This window comes from Chryseobacterium sp. RR2-3-20, assembly GCF_017808115.1.
GTDB lineage: Bacteria > Bacteroidota > Bacteroidia > Flavobacteriales > Weeksellaceae > Chryseobacterium > Chryseobacterium oryzae.
In genome coordinates, this window is sequence record NZ_JADQBD010000012.1 from 1 (window position 1) to 18,387 (window position 18,387).

Annotated in this window: 19 protein-coding genes; all 19 read right to left on the reverse strand. The window is 35.2% G+C overall.

Annotation, left to right across the window (positions count from 1 at the left end):
- Positions 1 to 517: 517 nt before the first annotated feature.
- Positions 518 to 712 (reverse strand): hypothetical protein, encoded by a 195-nt coding sequence (locus IV513_RS04830; protein WP_024566581.1) that lies wholly within the window; start codon positions 710 to 712, stop codon positions 518 to 520.
- 18 nt (positions 713 to 730) lie between these two features.
- Positions 731 to 1,168: a hypothetical protein gene (locus IV513_RS04835; RefSeq protein ID WP_024566580.1), complete on the reverse strand. Its 438-nt coding sequence runs from the start codon at positions 1,166 to 1,168 to the stop codon at positions 731 to 733.
- A gap of 4 nt (positions 1,169 to 1,172) precedes the next feature.
- The gene (locus tag IV513_RS04840; RefSeq protein ID WP_098203534.1) at positions 1,173 to 1,667 is read right to left on the reverse strand and encodes a hypothetical protein; all 495 of its coding nucleotides are present in this window, start codon (positions 1,665 to 1,667) and stop codon (positions 1,173 to 1,175) included.
- Positions 1,668 to 1,669: 2 nt separating this feature from the next.
- Entirely contained in the window at positions 1,670 to 2,077 is a 408-nt protein-coding gene (locus IV513_RS04845; protein WP_066436456.1) for a hypothetical protein, read from the reverse strand.
- Between the two features lie 51 nt (positions 2,078 to 2,128).
- Positions 2,129 to 3,202: a DUF932 domain-containing protein gene (locus IV513_RS04850; protein ID WP_209389385.1), complete on the reverse strand. Its 1,074-nt coding sequence runs from the start codon at positions 3,200 to 3,202 to the stop codon at positions 2,129 to 2,131.
- A 578-nt stretch (positions 3,203 to 3,780) separates the two neighbouring features.
- Complete coding sequence (locus IV513_RS04855) at positions 3,781 to 5,031, reverse strand: site-specific integrase (RefSeq protein ID WP_209389386.1); 1,251 nt, start codon at positions 5,029 to 5,031, stop codon at positions 3,781 to 3,783.
- Between the two features lie 375 nt (positions 5,032 to 5,406).
- Positions 5,407 to 5,754, reverse strand: coding sequence for an arsenate reductase family protein (locus IV513_RS04860; protein ID WP_245168861.1), 348 nt, complete (start codon positions 5,752 to 5,754; stop codon positions 5,407 to 5,409).
- A gap of 12 nt (positions 5,755 to 5,766) precedes the next feature.
- A complete protein-coding gene (locus IV513_RS04865; RefSeq protein ID WP_209389387.1) occupies positions 5,767 to 6,381 on the reverse strand; it encodes a deoxynucleoside kinase in 615 nt (204 codons plus the stop codon).
- A 23-nt stretch (positions 6,382 to 6,404) separates the two neighbouring features.
- Positions 6,405 to 7,310 carry a P-loop NTPase fold protein gene (locus IV513_RS04870; protein WP_245168862.1) on the reverse strand — a complete coding sequence of 302 codons (906 nt, stop codon included), beginning with the start codon at positions 7,308 to 7,310 and terminating at the stop codon, positions 6,405 to 6,407.
- Positions 7,311 to 7,416: 106 nt separating this feature from the next.
- Positions 7,417 to 8,442, reverse strand: a complete 1,026-nt coding sequence (locus IV513_RS04875; RefSeq protein WP_209389389.1) for a glutaminyl-peptide cyclotransferase — start codon at positions 8,440 to 8,442, stop codon at positions 7,417 to 7,419.
- A gap of 36 nt (positions 8,443 to 8,478) precedes the next feature.
- A complete protein-coding gene (locus IV513_RS04880) occupies positions 8,479 to 8,901 on the reverse strand; it encodes a VOC family protein (RefSeq protein WP_209389390.1) in 423 nt (140 codons plus the stop codon).
- Positions 8,870 to 10,480 (reverse strand): Na+/H+ antiporter, encoded by a 1,611-nt coding sequence (locus IV513_RS04885; protein WP_209389391.1) that lies wholly within the window; start codon positions 10,478 to 10,480, stop codon positions 8,870 to 8,872. Before IV513_RS04885 ends, IV513_RS04880 begins: the two co-directional genes overlap by 32 nt.
- 87 nt (positions 10,481 to 10,567) lie before the next feature.
- Positions 10,568 to 11,242 (reverse strand): DUF2490 domain-containing protein, encoded by a 675-nt coding sequence (locus IV513_RS04890; RefSeq protein ID WP_209389392.1) that lies wholly within the window; start codon positions 11,240 to 11,242, stop codon positions 10,568 to 10,570.
- Between the two features lie 119 nt (positions 11,243 to 11,361).
- Positions 11,362 to 11,805, reverse strand: a complete 444-nt coding sequence (locus tag IV513_RS04895) for a VOC family protein (protein ID WP_209389393.1) — start codon at positions 11,803 to 11,805, stop codon at positions 11,362 to 11,364.
- A 46-nt stretch (positions 11,806 to 11,851) separates the two neighbouring features.
- Positions 11,852 to 12,223: a VOC family protein gene (locus IV513_RS04900; RefSeq protein WP_209389394.1), complete on the reverse strand. Its 372-nt coding sequence runs from the start codon at positions 12,221 to 12,223 to the stop codon at positions 11,852 to 11,854.
- Positions 12,224 to 12,227: 4 nt separating this feature from the next.
- Positions 12,228 to 12,701 (reverse strand): hypothetical protein, encoded by a 474-nt coding sequence (locus IV513_RS04905; RefSeq protein WP_209389395.1) that lies wholly within the window; start codon positions 12,699 to 12,701, stop codon positions 12,228 to 12,230.
- Between the two features lie 15 nt (positions 12,702 to 12,716).
- Complete coding sequence (locus IV513_RS04910; RefSeq protein ID WP_209389396.1) at positions 12,717 to 13,172, reverse strand: DUF1569 domain-containing protein; 456 nt, start codon at positions 13,170 to 13,172, stop codon at positions 12,717 to 12,719.
- Between the two features lie 161 nt (positions 13,173 to 13,333).
- A complete protein-coding gene (locus IV513_RS04915; RefSeq protein ID WP_209389397.1) occupies positions 13,334 to 15,658 on the reverse strand; it encodes a T9SS type A sorting domain-containing protein in 2,325 nt (774 codons plus the stop codon).
- A gap of 176 nt (positions 15,659 to 15,834) precedes the next feature.
- The gene (locus IV513_RS04920) at positions 15,835 to 18,348 is read right to left on the reverse strand and encodes a T9SS type A sorting domain-containing protein (protein WP_209389398.1); all 2,514 of its coding nucleotides are present in this window, start codon (positions 18,346 to 18,348) and stop codon (positions 15,835 to 15,837) included.
- Between the last annotated feature and the right edge of the window lie 39 nt (positions 18,349 to 18,387).

Genomic DNA, 18,387 nt, shown 5'->3' on the forward strand with positions numbered 1-18,387 from the left:
TTCATCTACAAGCTAAATCGAAGATATTTTGGAGATAGCCTCTTTGAAAGGCTTATTATTGCTAACATTACAGGGTTATGATTAAAAACGGATAATCAATTTTTTGTTCTATTAAATTAATATCAGGCTTTCTGTTTACTGTTATTGAAATTTCAGTTTCTATCATTACTTTGATTTAGCGATTTGTAATTGTTGACAAATTTCAAATTTAATCAATTAGAAATTGTTTGATAGCTTACAAAAAAAACAAAAGACAAAATTAACCAAGCGACGTTCTTTTGCTTCTTTTCTTTGGTCGCTGTGTGGAAAGAAAAGAAGTCATTACAAAACAAATAATGGGATACTGAATATCCCACACAATAATATCGTAACCTATTTTGATAAAATGTAAAATGGGGAAAGTGCAGAGCGGTTGCATTTTGACAAAGGGGTTACACCTATTCAATGCAAAAAGACTGTTCCGACCATCGGAAGGATCTGTCTTTTTGCCGCCCGACTTTTCGGGTCAGGCGGTTTGTTAATTTTTCGGGTTATTTAACCCTACTTTTAAAGCTAATAATTTCTCGTGTATATCTGCCCAATATGCCTGTCTTTCCTTATCGCTTTCAACGGGTGGGTTATGCTGATATTCTTTGTACCACCCAGTTTGCCAAATACCTTTTTTGAGGTCAGTAACTTCAATCCAATTTCCGTTTTTATCTCTGATTTTCATTGTGCTGAATTTTTCTGATTAAGCAATTAACTTGATTAATGAAAACTCTTCCGTCCAAAATTCTTCGCTCGTATGCTTTCCGTATGCTGTATAGTAGCCTGTACCGTTTGCCCGCAATACAAGCCTGAAACAATCCAGTCGGTTTTCAGGAACGGTAAACGTTTCCTGCTCTTGCTCGTCAAGCTCCACGAATACCCATTCCTTACCGTTTAGCATTTCTTCAATGTTCGGGTTATCGTCTTCGCCTGTACTGTAAAAATCTACTGCCGTATCATAGTAGTTCATTGAGCAGAAATAAGAATTGCCCTCTAACGGCTTAACCAGTGCAAGCCGTTTTTCCTGTTCTTTTTTCCATTCTTCGGATAGGTGGATAATTGCAAACCCGCAATTATCCCATTCGCTGTTAGTATTGGCTTTAACCAAAATATGTGCTGTCGCTTTATCTGATAGTTTCATCGTTCTAAATTTTAATGGTGTTTAATTGATTTTCGCTTTTACGCTCTAACAAAGTGTCGAGTATTTCCCATTCGCTGTCGTACTCCTTGCCCTCAAAATGGTACGTGTCTGTGTCCTCGTCTAATTCATAGCTGCAAAAGTCCTGACTATCTAAGCAGGTGTTTGTTAGTATGCCGTCTTCAAATATTGCCTGACCATATACTAAGCATCCTAATTCCTCATAGTCCTGTGTGAAATTCACTTTGAAATGTTCGGCTATCTGCTTAACGGCATCCGTATTTGGCGACCATTTTGTTTCATACTGGAATACACCCGCACTTTCATTGTCCTGACTGATATTGTAGAAATAATCTCCGTGCGTGTCCTGTACGAAATGGGGTAAATGCCCGCAGTTGTCTTTCTGTTCCTGTTCAGCCATTGATTTGAATAGCTGTGTTATCTGCTCTATTGCTTCGGCTGTTCCCTCAAAAACAACCCAGTTGTTGCACCAATTAGCCATAATTATTTATCGTTTAAGGTTATCTGTAAAAATTTGTCGTTCCCGAAAAGCAGGTGTATCGCCTGTTTTAATTGCGGGTCGCATTGTGCATCCTCTGTATATTCAATCAGGCAGTGGATAGCGAAAATTGAATTGTGTCCGTCAAAAAAATGGTCTGTAAACCAGTTCGGGCGTTTCCAAAGTGGTTCATTCTTGTCTATGCCTTTTTGTGCATTCTGCACAAGCCTGTACCAAAATTCAGCGGTAAAAAATCCCTTTTGATACCAACCCTCACGAAAGGCGGTTTCATTTTGCAGGAAGTAGTCGCATTGCGTTTTTATAGCGTTTTGCAGGTTCTCCAGTTCTGCGGGAAACAATTTGCACAACAAGCCCGCTTTATCGAGGTTGTCCATTTTATCTAATGCTTTCATATCTTTTGTTTTTAGTAGGCGACCACCTTTGCAGGCAGTCGCCTTTGATGATTAATTGAAGTTGAAAATCTCTGCTCCTGAATAGGCAAAGTCTGTACACAGTTCAAAGGCTTTTTGTGTCTTTAGCTGTGCTGTACCGCCCATTACAATAGATTGTAGTTTGGCTTCGCTATCCCTATAATTGCGTACATTCTGAAAGTAGCCTGTAACGGCATTATAAGCCCCGAACAATGTGCCTTTGGTAGTTTCCATTTGTTGAGTGTCGCTTATCATAGCGTACTGAAAGGCATCATCTACGGTGTTTCTGAACACGGTGGAAACCTCATCTTCCGCACCTTTTTTCAGCAGGTCAAGCGTTTCTTTGTTCGGGCATAGTGCCAACTGGATTAACTTTCTTACTTCACGGTCTGTTACTCGTACTTTTGTCCACTGGTTAAAAATGCCCTCTAATTGGTTGCTCAAAGTATTGGCAAGTCCCATAATCTTATGGGCGTTCTCGATACGTTGTTTTGCTCCTGACGTATGTTTGATACGCACTACATTGGTCATACTCCGCAATGAAGCGTTAAGGGTGTTTTGGCATACGATACGGATAGGGGTAAATGCTGCGGTAATACTTCCGCTACCGTCGTGGCTTGTGGTTAAAAAAATGTACTTTTCTGTTACGTCGTCGCCGTTACCTACTCGGATATAGTCGGGCAGCTTGGCAGTGATAAAAATGCGTTCCCCGTTGCCCAATGCTCCTGCGGTTTCGTACAATATTCCCTCGCCTCCGCCTACAATAGCATCAAAGAAATTGAACGCCTCACGGTTTTGTACGATATGGTAGTCTTTGCCTACTACGCCTAACGGTCTATTAGTGTCTGTGCGGAGTGTTGCGAAACTGTTAGGTACTAAAATGTCATTAGCTTCAATTAGTTCTCCGCTGTCGCCTATGTTCATCGTTCTGCCCTGTGTAAACAGTGGGGATTTGATAACCTCGTAATCTAAACCTGCGTGTACGATTGCTTCCTCGCTTGTTGGGTACTGCTCTACGATTTGCCCCAAACCGTGCCACGCTTTTTGCTGAACGCTGAAGAATGAATGACGTCCTGTTTGCTCGTTGAAATTGATGTTGTGTGCCATAATGCTAAATTTTTGATGTTTGAAAAAATGTTATTTGCTTACTCGCTTTTCTCGTTTCCCGTTTCCCGTTGTGGTTTGCTCCGCTTCGCTTCGCATAAATTTTTCCAAAAGAAAAACCGGAAAAAAGAAAGCAGATAATCCAAGCGGGCAATAGCGTAAAACCGAAAGGAAACGGAATAAGTCCCAGAGGGTGGCAAGGCAACACACAGCAACTCGGCGAAGCCAACATTTTGCCTTGCCATTATGCCGTAGTCTTTTGGTTGGGAGTGTGGGGTGGCTGCCCGCTATAACTTAGCTGCCTTTTTACCGGTTGATTGTGGAAATTTTCTATTCTAAATTTTTATGGCATTAATGACCAGGCTATGATAGCCTGTAATAGAGATTTGAAAAACGGAATAGCAAGGGGGCGTTAGATATGGGTTTCGTTTTTCAATTTTCTATTTAGCAAGTAGGTAATAAGCTCTTTTACAGCGTTGGACTGGGTAGAGGAAAGTAAATGTGCTTTACCTACCTAAAAAGTATGGGCATAAAAAAGCAGAACCGTTAAGTTCTGCTCATTGTGATTAAATAAAAGCTGATTAGATTGCCATCATAAATGCTTCTTCCATTGCCTTAAATTTCGGTGTAACCAAATCCATATCCTTACTGATTTTTTGGCTTGTAATTTTAGCGTAAATCTGTGTGGTGGAAATGTTTTTATGTCCCATCATTTTGCTAAGGCTTTCAAGCGGTACGCCCTCCGTCAAAAACATTGTTCCGAAAGTATGTCTTGCCGTGTGAAAGGTTACTTTTTGTTCTGTAATGATTTCTGCCTTTTCAACCAGTTTACCTATGTGTGTATTGCAGGTTGCATTGGTCGGAACCGGAAAGATAAATTCATTCCTTGTCGTACCCTGATACTTCTCAATGATACGCTTAGGGATTTCCATTAACCGAACATTAGAAGCAATATCTGATTTCTTTCTCCTGCTGATAATCCACTGATGACCGTCAAAGAATGATTGAATATTGTTCCTTGTCAGTTTCTTAATATCCGCATAAGCAAGTCCAGTAAAGCAACTGAAAATAAACAGGTCTTTTACCAGTTCATACCGTGGGTGCGATGGTACGCACATTATCAGCTTTTCTACATCTTCTTTAAGGATATAACCCCGGTCGGTTTCTTCCATATTGATTTCATAATCCTGAAACGGATTATCACGTATCAAGCCCTTTTTAATAGCCAGTTCCACAACGGCTAATAAAGGCATCGTGTACACCCAAACCGTATTATGCGAAGACTGTAAATCGTACCGGAGGTAAAAATCAAACTCCCGGATAAAATCGGCAGTCAATTCCCGGAAAGCCATATCATCACGATGATAGCGTTCTTCGATAAACGTGGTAAGATGATTGTAAACTGTGATATACTTGTTGTAGGTGCTTTGTGAGCGTTCTTCCTTTTCGACCAGTTTTTTAAAATCCTCATTTTGGTCGTTGAAGACTTTAAGTATTGCATCATCCATTACACCAACACCTAAAAAAGATAGCTTTACTTTTTGGGCGGTCGCAAAGCCCTCGTGCTTCAGCATATCTTCATAAATCTTGTCGATACGCCCACGTATGTTATCCAGTTTTTTATTAATGCTTAGTGCCTGCGCACTTTTTCCCTGAACTCTTCCGTGTTTCAAATCCCAATTATTGGGGTCAATTTCTAACTTTGTTCCGAAAGTCTTAGGGGTTCCGTCAATGGTAATACGTGCCATAATCGGGGCATTACCGTTCTTTTTCAGTTCGTTCTTTTTCAAATAGAAAAGCAGTTTGAACGTCGATTTTTTTGTCTGCTCCATAACTCAAATGTTTAATGTTTAAAATTAAATTACATTGAGTTACAAGGGAATGTAGAAAAGGGCGCAAAAGACTGAAATATAATCAGTTAAGCCATATCATTACCTTTGTCAATCGGTAACGAATTAGTAACCTAACCTTGTCAATTTAAGCCCCAAACCTATCAGACACCGACTTCCGAACTAAGACTACTCTTTTTATAAAGCCTTGTATAGCAAAGGTTTTAACCGTTTTGCTTATTTTTGCTTTTTACTAATCTTTTTTTGTAAAAATAGAAAAATAATATCATTCTACAAATGTAGAACATTGAAATTATAAAAAAACAACTCCTTTTATAAAGAGCTGTTTTTAAATATTTTGAATTGAATTATCTATAATTAACCTTCAATAAAAAACTTTACATTTTCTACCGGTCTGCCAATCATTGCCACAGAACCTTTAATAAGAATAGGTCTTTGGATAAGAGAAGGATTTTCTGCCAAAATTTCTAACCATTCGTCTTCAGAAAATTCTTTACCTGCATATTTTTCAAGATAAAGCTTTTCATTTTTACGAATCATATTTTCTACTGGCTGATTGAGTTTTTTGAGAATTGTTTTAAGCTCCAGAACGGTTAAAGGATCTTTCACAATATCAATAATTTCGAACTGAACACCATTTTCATCCAAATATTCTAAAACAGCATTGGATTTGGAACAGTTACTGTTGTGTAAGACCTTTATCATAATATACAAGATTTAAAATAATCCGTTGAGTTCCGCATCTATTTTCTCGAGAATAAAACCAAAATCTTCAGGTTTTTCTACAAAATCCAGATCATCTACTTCAATAATCAGAAGTTTGCCTTCGGTGTAATTAGAAATCCATTTCTCGTATTTTTGGTTGAGTTTAGATAAATATTCTATACTGATAGAAGCTTCATATTCTCTTCCTCTTTTATAGATTTTTTTTACAAGATTAGGAACATCAGACTTAAGATAAATAAGCAAATCGGGTGCCGAAACAAAAGTTTTCATTAAATCGAAAAGCGAAGCATAATTGCTGAAATCTCTGTCTGAAAGAAGCTTCATATCATTAAGATTTTCTGCAAAAATATGAGCATCTTCATAAATTGTACGATCCTGAATAATGTTTTTTCCGCTCTCGCGAATTTCTTTTACCTGACGGAATCTGCTTCCTAGGAAATAAATCTGTAAAGCAAAACTCCACTTATTCATATCTGCATAAAAATCTTCCAGATAAGGATTATGATCTACGTCTTCGAACTGTGCATCCCAACCGTAATGTTTCGAAAGCATGGTAGTAAGTGTGGTTTTTCCGGCTCCAATGTTACCTGTAACAGCAATGTGCATTTTTTGTATGAAGTTTTTTCTAATTAAATACCCAAAGATTCTACTCTGGAAATTTCATCTATTATTTTTATAATATCTCCTTTTTCAGATTTTTCTTTTTCCAGCCTTTCTATCTCTTTCTGTAATTCTATTTTTTCCTTTTCCAGTTGTTCAAGAGTTTTTTCCGGCTTCAATTTCCGAAGATTTTCCAGAGTGTAAAGATAGAGTTTGTTGCCTTTTACTTCAAAATAAGCCAAAGAGTTTTTATCCACAATCTGCGTTGCAGGATCCTCAAATAATTTCGAGAGTTCTTTATCCTGAACATAGGTAAAAACAGCGGTATTGGTAATCACCATAATATTTTCGTTTTCTCTGCGAAATCTTTTTGCGTTGACAACAGGAGCTTCAAATAGTTTTTCGAACTTTAAATTGAAAACACGAAATGCATCCTTAGATAAAATATAAACCTTACTTTCATAAACAAGTAAATCTATGAGATCATCTACATTTACAGTGTAAGGAAAAGAATTGATGGTGGTATCGTTTCTGAAATTATACTGCAGCATTCTCTTTGTACTTTCATCGAGTACCCAAACCTGCTGAAGATCTTCTGCATAGGCATGTTTCACAAAACCGAATTTCTGTTTAAAATCTAATTTCTGAATTTCGTTAAGATTCTGGTCTACAAATTTCATTTCCTGAGCATTTTCAGAAAAAAGTGCAACGCTGAGAGGATTCTGTACTCCCTGAACTTTGAAAGGAACGGTAAACATCATTTTACCCAACTGTTTCCCAAGAGAATCGTATTTGGTAAAACTAAAATCTTTGTTTTTGTACAAATAGATGCTTCCGTAATCATCGGCAAACATGTCTCTTGCTTCGCTGAGTTTCAAGCTGTCGAAAGGCAAAACTTTCTGAGCCGAAACGGAACAGAAAAAAAGAATAAGCAAAAATGATAATATTCTCAAATCTTCTTTAATAAGATAGCGTCCCGAAAAGGAACGCTACCAATTTACATTTTTTATTTATTGTAATAAAATTCTGAAGGTTTTTTAACTACTTTAAAGCAACTTCATAAATTTTAGACCAATTCTTACCGGTAACCAGCATATTATCTCCTTTAAAGGCAATACCGTTCAGTACATGTTCAGAATCTACATCTGTGAAAGGATCTGCCAATTTAGAGAAATCGAATTTACCTACAACTTCTCCGTTTGCAGGATTTATTTTCAATATAATTGGTTTATGCCAAACGTTTGCATAAATAAATCCTTTGTAATATTCTAACTCGTTTAGCTGATCGTAAACACTTGTATTTCCCGCTACCGAAATGTATCTTACCAATTTAGATGGATTATTAACATCCAGAAAATAAAGATTTTTGGAACCATCTGAAGCAATAAGGTTTTTGCCGTCAAACGTTAAACCCCAACCTTCTCCTAAAACACTTGGATAATCGAATTCTGACAATAATTTCAAAGTTTTCTTATCATAAACAAATCCTTTTTTGTTTTTCCATGTAAGCTGATAGACTTTGTCTCCCGCAATAGTACTTCCTTCCGAAAAAACATCTTCAGGCTGTTTGGTACTTAAAACCGGAGTTGTATTTCCCAACTGATAGGTAAGAATTTGTGAAGAACCATTTTGCCCGTCGCTTTCATAAATTATATTTCCATCAATCTGAAAACCCTGTACGAAATTTTTAGGATCGTGTGGATATTCTGCAACAACTTCATAATTAAGCGTAGTTTCCGGAGATTTGCTGTAGACATTGATGGTTGCATCCTGATATAATGTTTCCCCACCTTTTGTTTTCACATTAAACGTAACCGCATTATCACCTAATGTAAAATACTTGGGATCAATTACAAGATTGTTCGTTTCTTTTTCTCCAAAACTTATGGTAATACTTTCTGCATTATCTATAACTTCTTGCGGCAAAGTAAGTTTATCGCCAAAATGATATCCTTTCTGCTCCATTCCTGTATTATAATCTGCAAGAGAAGTGAGGATTTTTTCGTCATTTTTACAAGAAACAATCAGTAATAATGCTGCAAAACCTGCTATTAATTTATTTTTCATTGTTTTTATCGAAATTTTTTTCAAAAATAACAAAATTTATTCCTCTCTGCTAATTTCTTGTACAGATTCGCCAAACTGAAGGATATATCCGTTGTTATCGTAAATGGCAAATTCTCTCATTCCCCAATCGAAAACTTCGAGTTCATAACAAATTTTTGCAGTAGACTTCAAAAAATCCCAAAAAGACTGAATATTTTCAATATTAAAATAAAAAGATCCGGAAAAACCTATTTCGGTTTTCTTTTCATGAGAATTGGGCAAAGAAATCATGATTTGAATTTCATCTTTCTCTAAAACAGCCCAATTCCATTCTGAGTTTTGGTTTTTTACAGAAAACTTCAAAACATGAGTATAAAACTGAATCGTTTCTTCAAATTTTTCAGTCCATAATACCGGAGTTAAAGAATTTACTTTCATTCTCAGTTCATTAATGGGTAAATCCTGTAATTTTAGCTTCATCAAAATCGAGCTGCATTTCTATACCCCGTAAGACTTGATCATCAAATATTTTTTCGCGTTTCATTCTATGAAGTTCGTTTCTCTGTGCCTGAATTACCTGACGAAGAACGTCTTTACTCTCGTGAAGAGAGGAAGAAAAATTTTCCGTAGAAGCCATGCATTGCGTTTTATCTGCCATCATCATCATTTCATTTTCAAGTTTACGTTTTTGATGACGAACCAAGCTGTTGGTTTCTATTAACTGAGTATAATCGTTCTCTAATGTATGTAAAGCCGTTTCTTTAAGCTTTCTCCAAAGTATAACTTCTTGTTTTTCCTCCGGAATATCGCTTTCTACATCTTTAATTTTTAAAAGTTTTAAAATAGGGGAAAGCATTAAGCCTTGTCCCACCAAAGTAATAAGAATGATAACAAAAGTGACAAAAAGGATAATATTTCTATGTGGAAATGCCTCCCCATTCGGTAAAAAAGCCGGAATTGAAAGTGCTGCAGCCAAAGAAACTACCCCTCTCATTGCCGCAAAGCTAATGATAAAAGGTTCCCGCCAATCTGGTTTTGGAAACTTCAGCCTATAATCTTTCGAACACAGCCAAGGCAGATAAGCCACTGCATAACTGTACAAAATTCTGGTAAAAACTATTGCTCCTCCGATAACAACACTATAGATGATACCTTCAGAAATCGTATAATCTTTCATTCCTGCTACAACCACCGGTAATTCTAGTCCGATAAGGATAAAAATAATGGTATTCATTAGAAAAATAAGAACATTCCAGACATTTCCTGCCTGAATTCTCGTGGTATGACTCATGTAACAATGAGAATTATATGACATTAACAACCCACCTGCAACAACCGATAAAACACCGGAAAAATGGAAATGTTCTGCACCTACATACATTATATACGGTACAATGAGAGTAATAACTGTATCTATATTAGAATTAGAAGGAATGTATCTTAGAAAAAATCCAAAAACAAAACCGCAAGCAATACCAACTGCTACTCCACCAACTGCCATCATAAAGAAGTCTTTAGCAGCATCAGCAAAGATAAACTGTCCAGAAATAACTGCCGCCAAAGCAAATTTAAAAACAATTAAACTCGAAGCATCATTAATTAAACTTTCTCCTTCTAACACACTGGTAATTTTTTTTGGAATTTTCATGTGCTTCAGTACAGAAGTTGCTGCTACAGCATCTGGCGGAGAATTTACTCCTCCTAAAAGAAATCCCATCGCCACAGTAAGTCCCGGTATAATTGATGATGACAGATAAGCTACGACGATGGAGGTAAGAAAAACCAATCCAAATGCCATAGAAAAAATCTGCTTTTTCCATTTCCGAAAATCCTGCCAAGAAGTAAACCATGCCGCTTCAAATAAAATGGGAGGAAGAAAAATAAGAAAAACCAAATCTGGCTCTATTTCGATATGTGGCATACCGGGAACTAAACTTATTAAAAGCCCTGCAATAACCAAAAATATAGGATATGCAACTTTAAGCTTTTGCCCGATCATTACCAAAATCATCACCGCCAACAATACTACAATGGATAAAATGACATAATTGTGAATCATTCGTTTTTTATGTATTAAGTTAAAAAAATAATTAAGAATTTATTATAAAGCTCTGCTTATAAAGACCGAATAAAAGTATTATTTACTTTAATTTTTTGTGAAAGGTATATTATTATAAAAACCAATCTGTATTTGCCCACGGTTTTTATTTTCCTGAATTTGATTCATATAACCTGCTTCAATACGCATATTTTTATTAATCACAAAACCAACTGCTCCATAAACGCGGTTTCTATCGAAAACAGGGCTGTTGAAATGCAGGAAAATTTCATTATATGCCGAAGCATACCATGTTTTAGGCAGCATTTCTTTATTGTTAATGGGAATATTAATCCCAAGCAAATAACGGAATCTCATTCTGAAATCATCCTGTAAAAAACGTTCTTCTAAACGATAACGATGCTGAAGAAAAACTCTTCCGAATTTTTGTTTTGTAATATATTGCTGAAATAGTCTATGCTCAATATTTTCGGATTTTTCTCCATTGATGTAGGGTTTACTCAAAACAAAACCATATCCTACTAAGACATTATTATTATTCTCAGTAAGATCGTATCCAATCCCAGTACGTATTAATAATTGTTCTAAATCTGTTCCTGCATTGAAATTTCTGTACTGAATTTCATTATGAAAATTAAATCTGTCACTAATTTTATTATTTCCGAAATACATATACCAAGCTCCCCATTCGTTTTTCTGTGAAAAAACTGAAATACTCAAAAAACATAATACTACAACAATTACTCTGCAATAAGCCTTCATATTTAATAATTTAAAATAACTATCATTTATTACAAAATTAATAATAATTATCTATCAATCAAAATATAAATTTCAGACTTTACTTAACTAAAAAAACCGGCAATAACCGGTTTATAATTTTAAGGATGTTGTTGCATTTTTTCAGGATCATCATAATTAACCATCCATTGGATTCCAAATTTGTCTGTAAACATTCCAAAATAAGCTCCCCAAAAAGTATCTTGCAAAGGCATGGTTACAATTCCTTCATCCGAAAGACCTTCAAAAAGTCTGTTTGCTTCCTCCTTAGATTCTGTATTAATAGAAATCGCATAGTTATTTCCTTCTTTAAAAGGATAATCTCCCATAATATCGCTTCCCATCAACATGGTTTCTTTAGAAATCGGTAAACAAACATGCATAATTCTGTTTTTATCCTCTTCCGGTAATTCTTTACCGTCAGATGCAGGCATATCGCCGAAAGTTCCCATGTATGGAATTTCTCCGCCAAAAACTGACTGATAAAATGCAAAAGCCTGTCTGCAGTTTCCATTGAAAGTAATATATACATTTACTGTTGCCATAGTTTATTACTGTTTAAATGTTTTTAGATTAAAATTTACAATATTTCTATCTGTGCTGGTCTATAAGAATCATATTTCCGTCGGGATCTTTAAGATAAATATGTTCCGGACCAAAAGAGTTTTCGTCTGCTTCTTTTTGCAATTCTACTTTATTATTTTTCAAATGTTTTTGAATTTCTCTTACATCATCAAAAATTTCCAAGTTTTGCGCATTTTCATCCCAACCCGGATTGAAAGTGAGCATATTCCCATCAAACATTGCCTGAAAAAGCCCGATAAGTGTGGTTCCGTTCTTCATGATAAGATAGTTTTGCTCTACGCTTCCACCCATTTCTTTAAAGCCGAGTATTTCATAAAACTCTTTAGATTTCAAGAGGTCTTTTACACTTAAACTAATAGAAAATGCACCTAATTTCATATTCTTACTGATTTTTAAGTTTAGTTTTAAGATTTAAATCTCCATCATAACTCTTCCAGTTTCCCACTAAATCAATAGTCTGATTTTCGATTGTTTCGGATGCATTATTCCAGCGAAACGCAAAGGTGAATTTTCCGGAGAAAATACCAGAATGTTTTCCTTTATTTTCTTCCGCCAATTCGTAATTCCCGAACACCAATCCTCTTTTTCTACCGTCTTTATATTGGGTAATGGTAAACTTACCTTCAAATTTTGTATAATTTAAATCTACCAAAGAGTATCCGGAAACAAAATATTCCTGATCGTTTTTCTTACTCTGTTCCGAAATAGTAATTTTCAACTTAATCGGCTGGTTTTTGTTGCCAATTGTACCTATGTAAGGATTAGAATTATTCTGCCAAACATTGGAAATGTTCGGCATTTGGGAAAACAGTAACTGAGCTGTGAACAGTAATAAAAGAAATATTTTCCTCTTCATGAAATTACGGTAAAATTACACTCCAAATTGACTTAAGTGATGATTGAGATGTTTCGCAAGCATATTATTCCATTCTTTTGACGATAATCTGCCGAAAGAGAAAGATTCTTTATCTTCAAATGCTGTAGCTCCCAATTGTTGGGTTTTTTGGATATATCCAATCAGTCTTTTCTTTTCATCATCAAAATTCTTTCTTTCTTTAATTATAAATTGGGGAGCGGTCGGAGAATCTTTCGTATAAGATTTTTCGCTTACAACCTTAGATTTCACAAAAGTTTTCAGGATAAATTTAGCAACTGCACCCGGCTTTTTATGTTTTTCGGGTTCATAGATCATTTCGTAGGATACACAACAATGTGCCAACATCTGGTCGACAGTCATTCTCCCCCACAACCCATGAGTATCTTCAATTAAATTATTGATTCTGTTGATATAATTCTGTGCATCTTTTGCATCGAATACATTTTCCATGATAATTTACTCTTTTATAACAAATATATCAGTTTTTTTTCTTGTGTGAAATATCAGAATGATTTCAGTTTGAGAAAAAATATTTCTTATGATTAAGACACAAAAATAGGAGCTGAATTTCTCCCGCTCCTATTATAATATTCAAAAAGAATGTTTAAAAATTATTTTTTAATTGCTTTTACAGTTTGCTTAGTACCGTCATTCATATGAAGAACAACCAAATACATTCCAGAATGCAATTCGCTTAACTGAAGATTAGCTGTTGGTTTTTCAAAAGATTTCACCAATCTTCCAGCAACATCCATCACAGAAATAGATTTCACATTTTTAATGTCTGAAATATTCAATACATCAGTAAACGGGTTTGGATATACTTTAATATCGTTTTTAGTCTTAACAACTTCTGATGTTGATAAACTCGCATCATAAGCAGAAACTTTGAAAGTTCCGCTGTTAGTAGCACTGTAATTCCAAACTCCAATTAAGAGTGTTTCTCCAGGAGTAATAGAATTAGCAGATGTTAAACTAAGTTTAGAAAACGATCCATCGTCTGAGCTATCGTCATCACAACCAATTTCAACAAGAGATCCACACGATCCTGAATATACTCCAAGAACCGTATCGGTAACTGAAGATCCTGCATCTGAATTTGTTTCTATAGTAATACTACCACTTGCCGGTACAACAACTTTATACCATGTATCTGCATATCTTATGGTTTGACAAGTTGTTGTTGCAGTAGCATCACTCGTAAGAGTAGCACCAACAGTGGTTCCTACAACAGAATTCTGAGCAAAATTAGCTCCAGGAGTTAAAATAGTTGCATTTGAACAATTATCATTTACAGGAGGTGTTTTAAATGTACCTGTTATCCAATTACTATTAGATGTAGTTGTACAGTTAGTTCTTATCCAATAATAATAGGTTGTATTTGCTACTACAGATGGTAAATTAACAGATGTTGCAGATGTAACTGTTCCTGCTGTTGGAGCTGTATTCACTGTTGAAACATAGTACTCATAACCAACTCCTGGTACAGGAGATACTGATGACCAGTTTAAAGTAGCTGTATTGTATGTTAAATTTGTAATTGAGGAAGATGATGGCTCCGAACATGCCGGCTTAAGATCAATATTAATATCATCTAAATATATCTGATTCATATCTTCGTCCGAATATGCCTGAAAGCCAAAATAATAAACCCCTGTTGTAGCTGGAGTAAAATCTACAAAATCATTGGTAATAACACCGCCAATTACACTAGGATAATCTCTAAGCAGATTAGTCATTCCGGCAGCATTATTTGTATTTCCGTAAGCTACTTTCATTTTTTCGTTATATTGATAGCCAGTGGCATTAGAAAACTTATATTTTATTCTGTAATTAACACCAGCGGTTAAATTGATTCCCTGTGTAAAAAACCAAGTATCTGCTGGTTCATTAGAATTATATGAATAATTTAGAGCATTACCATTGAAACCAGCTGGTACAGTAGAAGATTGAGATATATCTTGCGTTTTCCAAATATTTCCTAATCCATAATTTACCGCAGTAGTACAACTTGGTAATGATGGAGCAGTAACACCATCAAAATTTTGAACATAAGGAATAGTAGTTGAAACACAAGGAGTATTAAAGGTAAGAGCTCCTATCCAATAACCCTTATCTGAAGTAGAACATACAGATCTAACCCATACATAATAAGTACTATTAGCAACCAAATTAGGCAAATTTGCAGATGTGGTATTAGATGTTACTGAATTGGTTGCATTTAATACAATTGTACTTGTAGGAAATGCTGATGAAGTACTATAATAAACTTCATATCCATTCGCAGGAACTGTTGAAGGTGCAGTCCACGATAATAGTGCATTAGATGAAGAAATATTTGATGCCGCAATTCCTGATGGTTGCAAACATGTTGGGGGAGCAGATTGTGAAATTGCTACATTATCGAAATAATAAAATGAATCTCCTGAATTACCAGAAATTACATTAAACCTCACATAAAAAGTTGCTGAATTTGGAGGTATAAATGTAAATGTCTTTGCAGCACATGATGCACTTTCTGTGTGATTATTTTCATCGATTGTATAAACAGCTGTCCAAGGCCCTGATAAACTCGATGCAAATTCTACAGATATACTTCCAATTAGGTTAGATGCTGTTGGACTACCAGGACCTGACCATGAATAATCTAACACCTTATAATCAAAAGACATTGTTATTTGCCCCTGATTATTTCCTGTCATCTGAGGGGAAGTTAACTGCCCAGCGTTCCCATAATATCTTTCTCCTCTAATAGTTCCACCAGATGAACCACAAATTTCAGAAGGATCTGTAACATCTTCAAAAATATCTCCACTCCAATCCTGAGAAGAGGTCCAGCCATTAAGACCAGAAGCTGTCCAGTCTTGTGTGTATGACACCTGAGCCATCATAAATACTCCAAAAAGCATTTGACTTAATAATAAAATTTTCTTCATATAAACTTTTTTTTTGAATTATTTAATAAAATTATAAAATAACAATGAAGTCAACAATAAAAAACATTAAAAATATTTTTTTATCAACAAAATATTAAAATCACAAACATATCTACATTTTACAATAAAAAAAAGGTGGCCTTCTCAGACCACCTTCACTATAATAACTTTAAAAATTATTTTTTAATTGCTTTTACAGTTTGCTTAGTACCGTCATTCATGTGAAGAACAACTAAATACATTCCAGCACTCAATTCGCTTAACTGAAGATTAGCTGTTGGTTTTTCGAAAGATTTTACCAATCTTCCAGCAACATCCATCACAGAAATAGATTTCACATTTTTAATGTCTGAAATATTCAACACATCAGTAAATGGGTTTGGATATACTTTGATGTTATTTTTAACAGGAGACGAAACATCATTTGTATTTAATACACTTGCTAAATCATACCTAACATCGTCGATTAAAACACTATAAGCCGGTGTACCTGCGTTTCTTAAGGCTAATGTTGTAACACCCGCTGGTACTCCAGTAATTGCCAAATAATAATCATCTACTGTTGTAGTACTTGTTGTTGTGTAAGTACCCAAAATTACAAAAGAAGAAGCAACTGTAGGATCCGTCATGTATCCAACATCAATTTTTCCTCCAAGAGTATAATTAGCTCTTCCTTTAAATTTAATAGCATAATTACCTGTACTTAATGTAGAAATACTTGGCAACTTTACAATAACAGGCTCTGTTGCACTATTTGCGTACACATATAAATTATTAGGAGCACTCATAATAGTACTTGCCTGAACATAAGCATTTGATGATGTACCAGTTACTAGTTTACTCCAGCAATTTGGTAAAATACTTCCACTTGTTGAAGTAGTATCAAAATTTTCATTGATGTTTGCCACTTCTGCACATAATGTCATAAATGAAGAGGACTGAGACCAAGAACTCTTATCAGTAGTACTACATACAGAACGCACCCAAACATAATATGTTGTTGCAGATAATAAATTTGGTATCTGAGCCGTCAGACTTGAGGACGCTACAGAGTTTGTTGAATTAAGGATAGTTGTAGAAGTCGGAGCTGTATTAGAAGTACTATAATATATTTCATATCCGTTAGCAGGAGCAGAAACCGAGGCAACCCAAGATACACTAGCTGAATTAGCTGTAATATTTGAAGAAGTTAAGCTCGAGGGAACATCACAGCTAGGGATAGTTTCAACTACGAAATTATCAATGTAAAAATTATAATCTTCACTGTCATCAACTGTCCCATCACTTCCATAAAATGCAAATACTGTATTTGCATTTGTATAACTTGTTAAATTAAGGTTATAAGTTGACGTTGTATTACCTGCAGAATTAGCAGCGTTCCATGTTTTTAAAACAGTCCATGTATTACCTCCATCTTGAGAAACAACAAATTGTACCACATCATCACTTCCCATTGCAGAAACAGCAGTTCCTGAATACGTAGTTGCTCCATAATCGAACTTCACTCTATATCCTCCAGCCGAAAGATTTATTGATGGCATCTTAAGCCAACCAGCTCTATTAGTGCTATACAAATTCATTCTCATAGATCCATTTCCAGTATTTGCAGACGGTGAATTCAACCAATTGTTCTGAGTCCAATAAGCAGTTGTTCCTGTAGGAGCAGTACCTGTAGGAGATCCTCCTGAAACTTGAGAAGTACATGCTCCTGCACTTGTTGCAAAGTCATTAGAATAAGATGGAACTAATGAAGGTGATGGAGATACACTTATTGGCGAAGAATTTGTAGTAATTCCTGAACAAGTCACTCCACAATAATAAGAATCTGATGAAGTAACTGTAATATTATTCAAAGTTGAAGAAGTAGCTCCTGCAATAGCTCCTGAATTATTATACCACTGATATGTTACTCCATAACCAGGAACAACATTTTGCAAACTAAAATTTGTTACATAAGCACCAGGACAACTTGGTATTGTAGATGAAATTGTGTTTCCTGGAGCAGGAGTACCAGTACAAGCCGGAGCAGTATAAGTTATACGTGTCTGATATCTCCTTGTTTGCGTTGTATATGTTGCATTACTAGTTGCAATAGCAGAAGAATTACTTGTACCCAATGCTTGAACAGAATTTGTAGAATCATATTTCCATTGAAAAGCCCCTCCAGTATATGGACTGACCATTGAAGTTCCAGGAACCCAATCAATATACACTTCAATTGCACCTCCAGTATAAGTAAAATTATTTCCTGTATTATTATCAAAATTTACCCAACCTTCTGTAGATGGAAAATTATTGGTACTATTAATTGTAGCAGTATAGAAAAGAGTTGCTCCGGTAGTCATTGTAGTCCATGATGTTCCAGATGCTAAAGCTGTTGCAGAACTATTTTTTAAATAAACATTTATAGTCCAAGAATTAGTACCTGAAACATTAAAGGCAGAAGTCTTGTAATAAGCTATTGAATTTACAGGATAATTATTTTGAATCCCAGAAGAATTCAAATCAGCAGCAGTCAATAATTGAACCGATTTTGAATAATGGTAAGAACTTGTGCTGCTAGATCTATAAATAGGATCACCATTTGTACCAGAAGAATTATTTGCGCCAGCTCCAATTGTAGAGGAGACTTGTTGTGCAGTTATTCCTATCGAAAGAAATACTAAACACCAATTTAAAATTTTTTTCATTTCAGTTAAATTAAAATTAGGTTGCTAATTTAATAAAAA

Bases quoted from the DNA above. Each gene is read 5' to 3' on its own strand.
- IV513_RS04830 (WP_024566581.1), bottom strand. From the start codon at position 712: ATGAAAATCAGAGATAAAAACGGAAATTGGATTGAAGTTACTGACCTC.
- IV513_RS04835 (WP_024566580.1), bottom strand. From the start codon at position 1,168: ATGAAACTATCAGATAAAGCGACAGCACATATTTTGGTTAAAGCCAAT.
- IV513_RS04840 (WP_098203534.1), bottom strand. From the start codon at position 1,667: ATGGCTAATTGGTGCAACAACTGGGTTGTTTTTGAGGGAACAGCCGAA.
- IV513_RS04845 (WP_066436456.1), bottom strand. From the start codon at position 2,077: ATGAAAGCATTAGATAAAATGGACAACCTCGATAAAGCGGGCTTGTTG.
- IV513_RS04850 (WP_209389385.1), bottom strand. From the start codon at position 3,202: ATGGCACACAACATCAATTTCAACGAGCAAACAGGACGTCATTCATTC.
- IV513_RS04855 (WP_209389386.1), bottom strand. From the start codon at position 5,031: ATGGAGCAGACAAAAAAATCGACGTTCAAACTGCTTTTCTATTTGAAA.
- IV513_RS04860 (WP_245168861.1), bottom strand. From the start codon at position 5,754: ATGATAAAGGTCTTACACAACAGTAACTGTTCCAAATCCAATGCTGTT.
- IV513_RS04865 (WP_209389387.1), bottom strand. From the start codon at position 6,381: ATGCACATTGCTGTTACAGGTAACATTGGAGCCGGAAAAACCACACTT.
- IV513_RS04875 (WP_209389389.1), bottom strand. From the start codon at position 8,442: ATGAAAAATAAATTAATAGCAGGTTTTGCAGCATTATTACTGATTGTT.
- IV513_RS04880 (WP_209389390.1), bottom strand. From the start codon at position 8,901: ATGAAGCTAAAATTACAGGATTTACCCATTAATGAACTGAGAATGAAA.
- IV513_RS04885 (WP_209389391.1), bottom strand. From the start codon at position 10,480: ATGATTCACAATTATGTCATTTTATCCATTGTAGTATTGTTGGCGGTG.
- IV513_RS04890 (WP_209389392.1), bottom strand. From the start codon at position 11,242: ATGAAGGCTTATTGCAGAGTAATTGTTGTAGTATTATGTTTTTTGAGT.
- IV513_RS04895 (WP_209389393.1), bottom strand. From the start codon at position 11,805: ATGGCAACAGTAAATGTATATATTACTTTCAATGGAAACTGCAGACAG.
- IV513_RS04900 (WP_209389394.1), bottom strand. From the start codon at position 12,223: ATGAAATTAGGTGCATTTTCTATTAGTTTAAGTGTAAAAGACCTCTTG.
- IV513_RS04905 (WP_209389395.1), bottom strand. From the start codon at position 12,701: ATGAAGAGGAAAATATTTCTTTTATTACTGTTCACAGCTCAGTTACTG.
- IV513_RS04910 (WP_209389396.1), bottom strand. From the start codon at position 13,172: ATGGAAAATGTATTCGATGCAAAAGATGCACAGAATTATATCAACAGA.
- IV513_RS04915 (WP_209389397.1), bottom strand. From the start codon at position 15,658: ATGAAGAAAATTTTATTATTAAGTCAAATGCTTTTTGGAGTATTTATG.
- IV513_RS04920 (WP_209389398.1), bottom strand. From the start codon at position 18,348: ATGAAAAAAATTTTAAATTGGTGTTTAGTATTTCTTTCGATAGGAATA.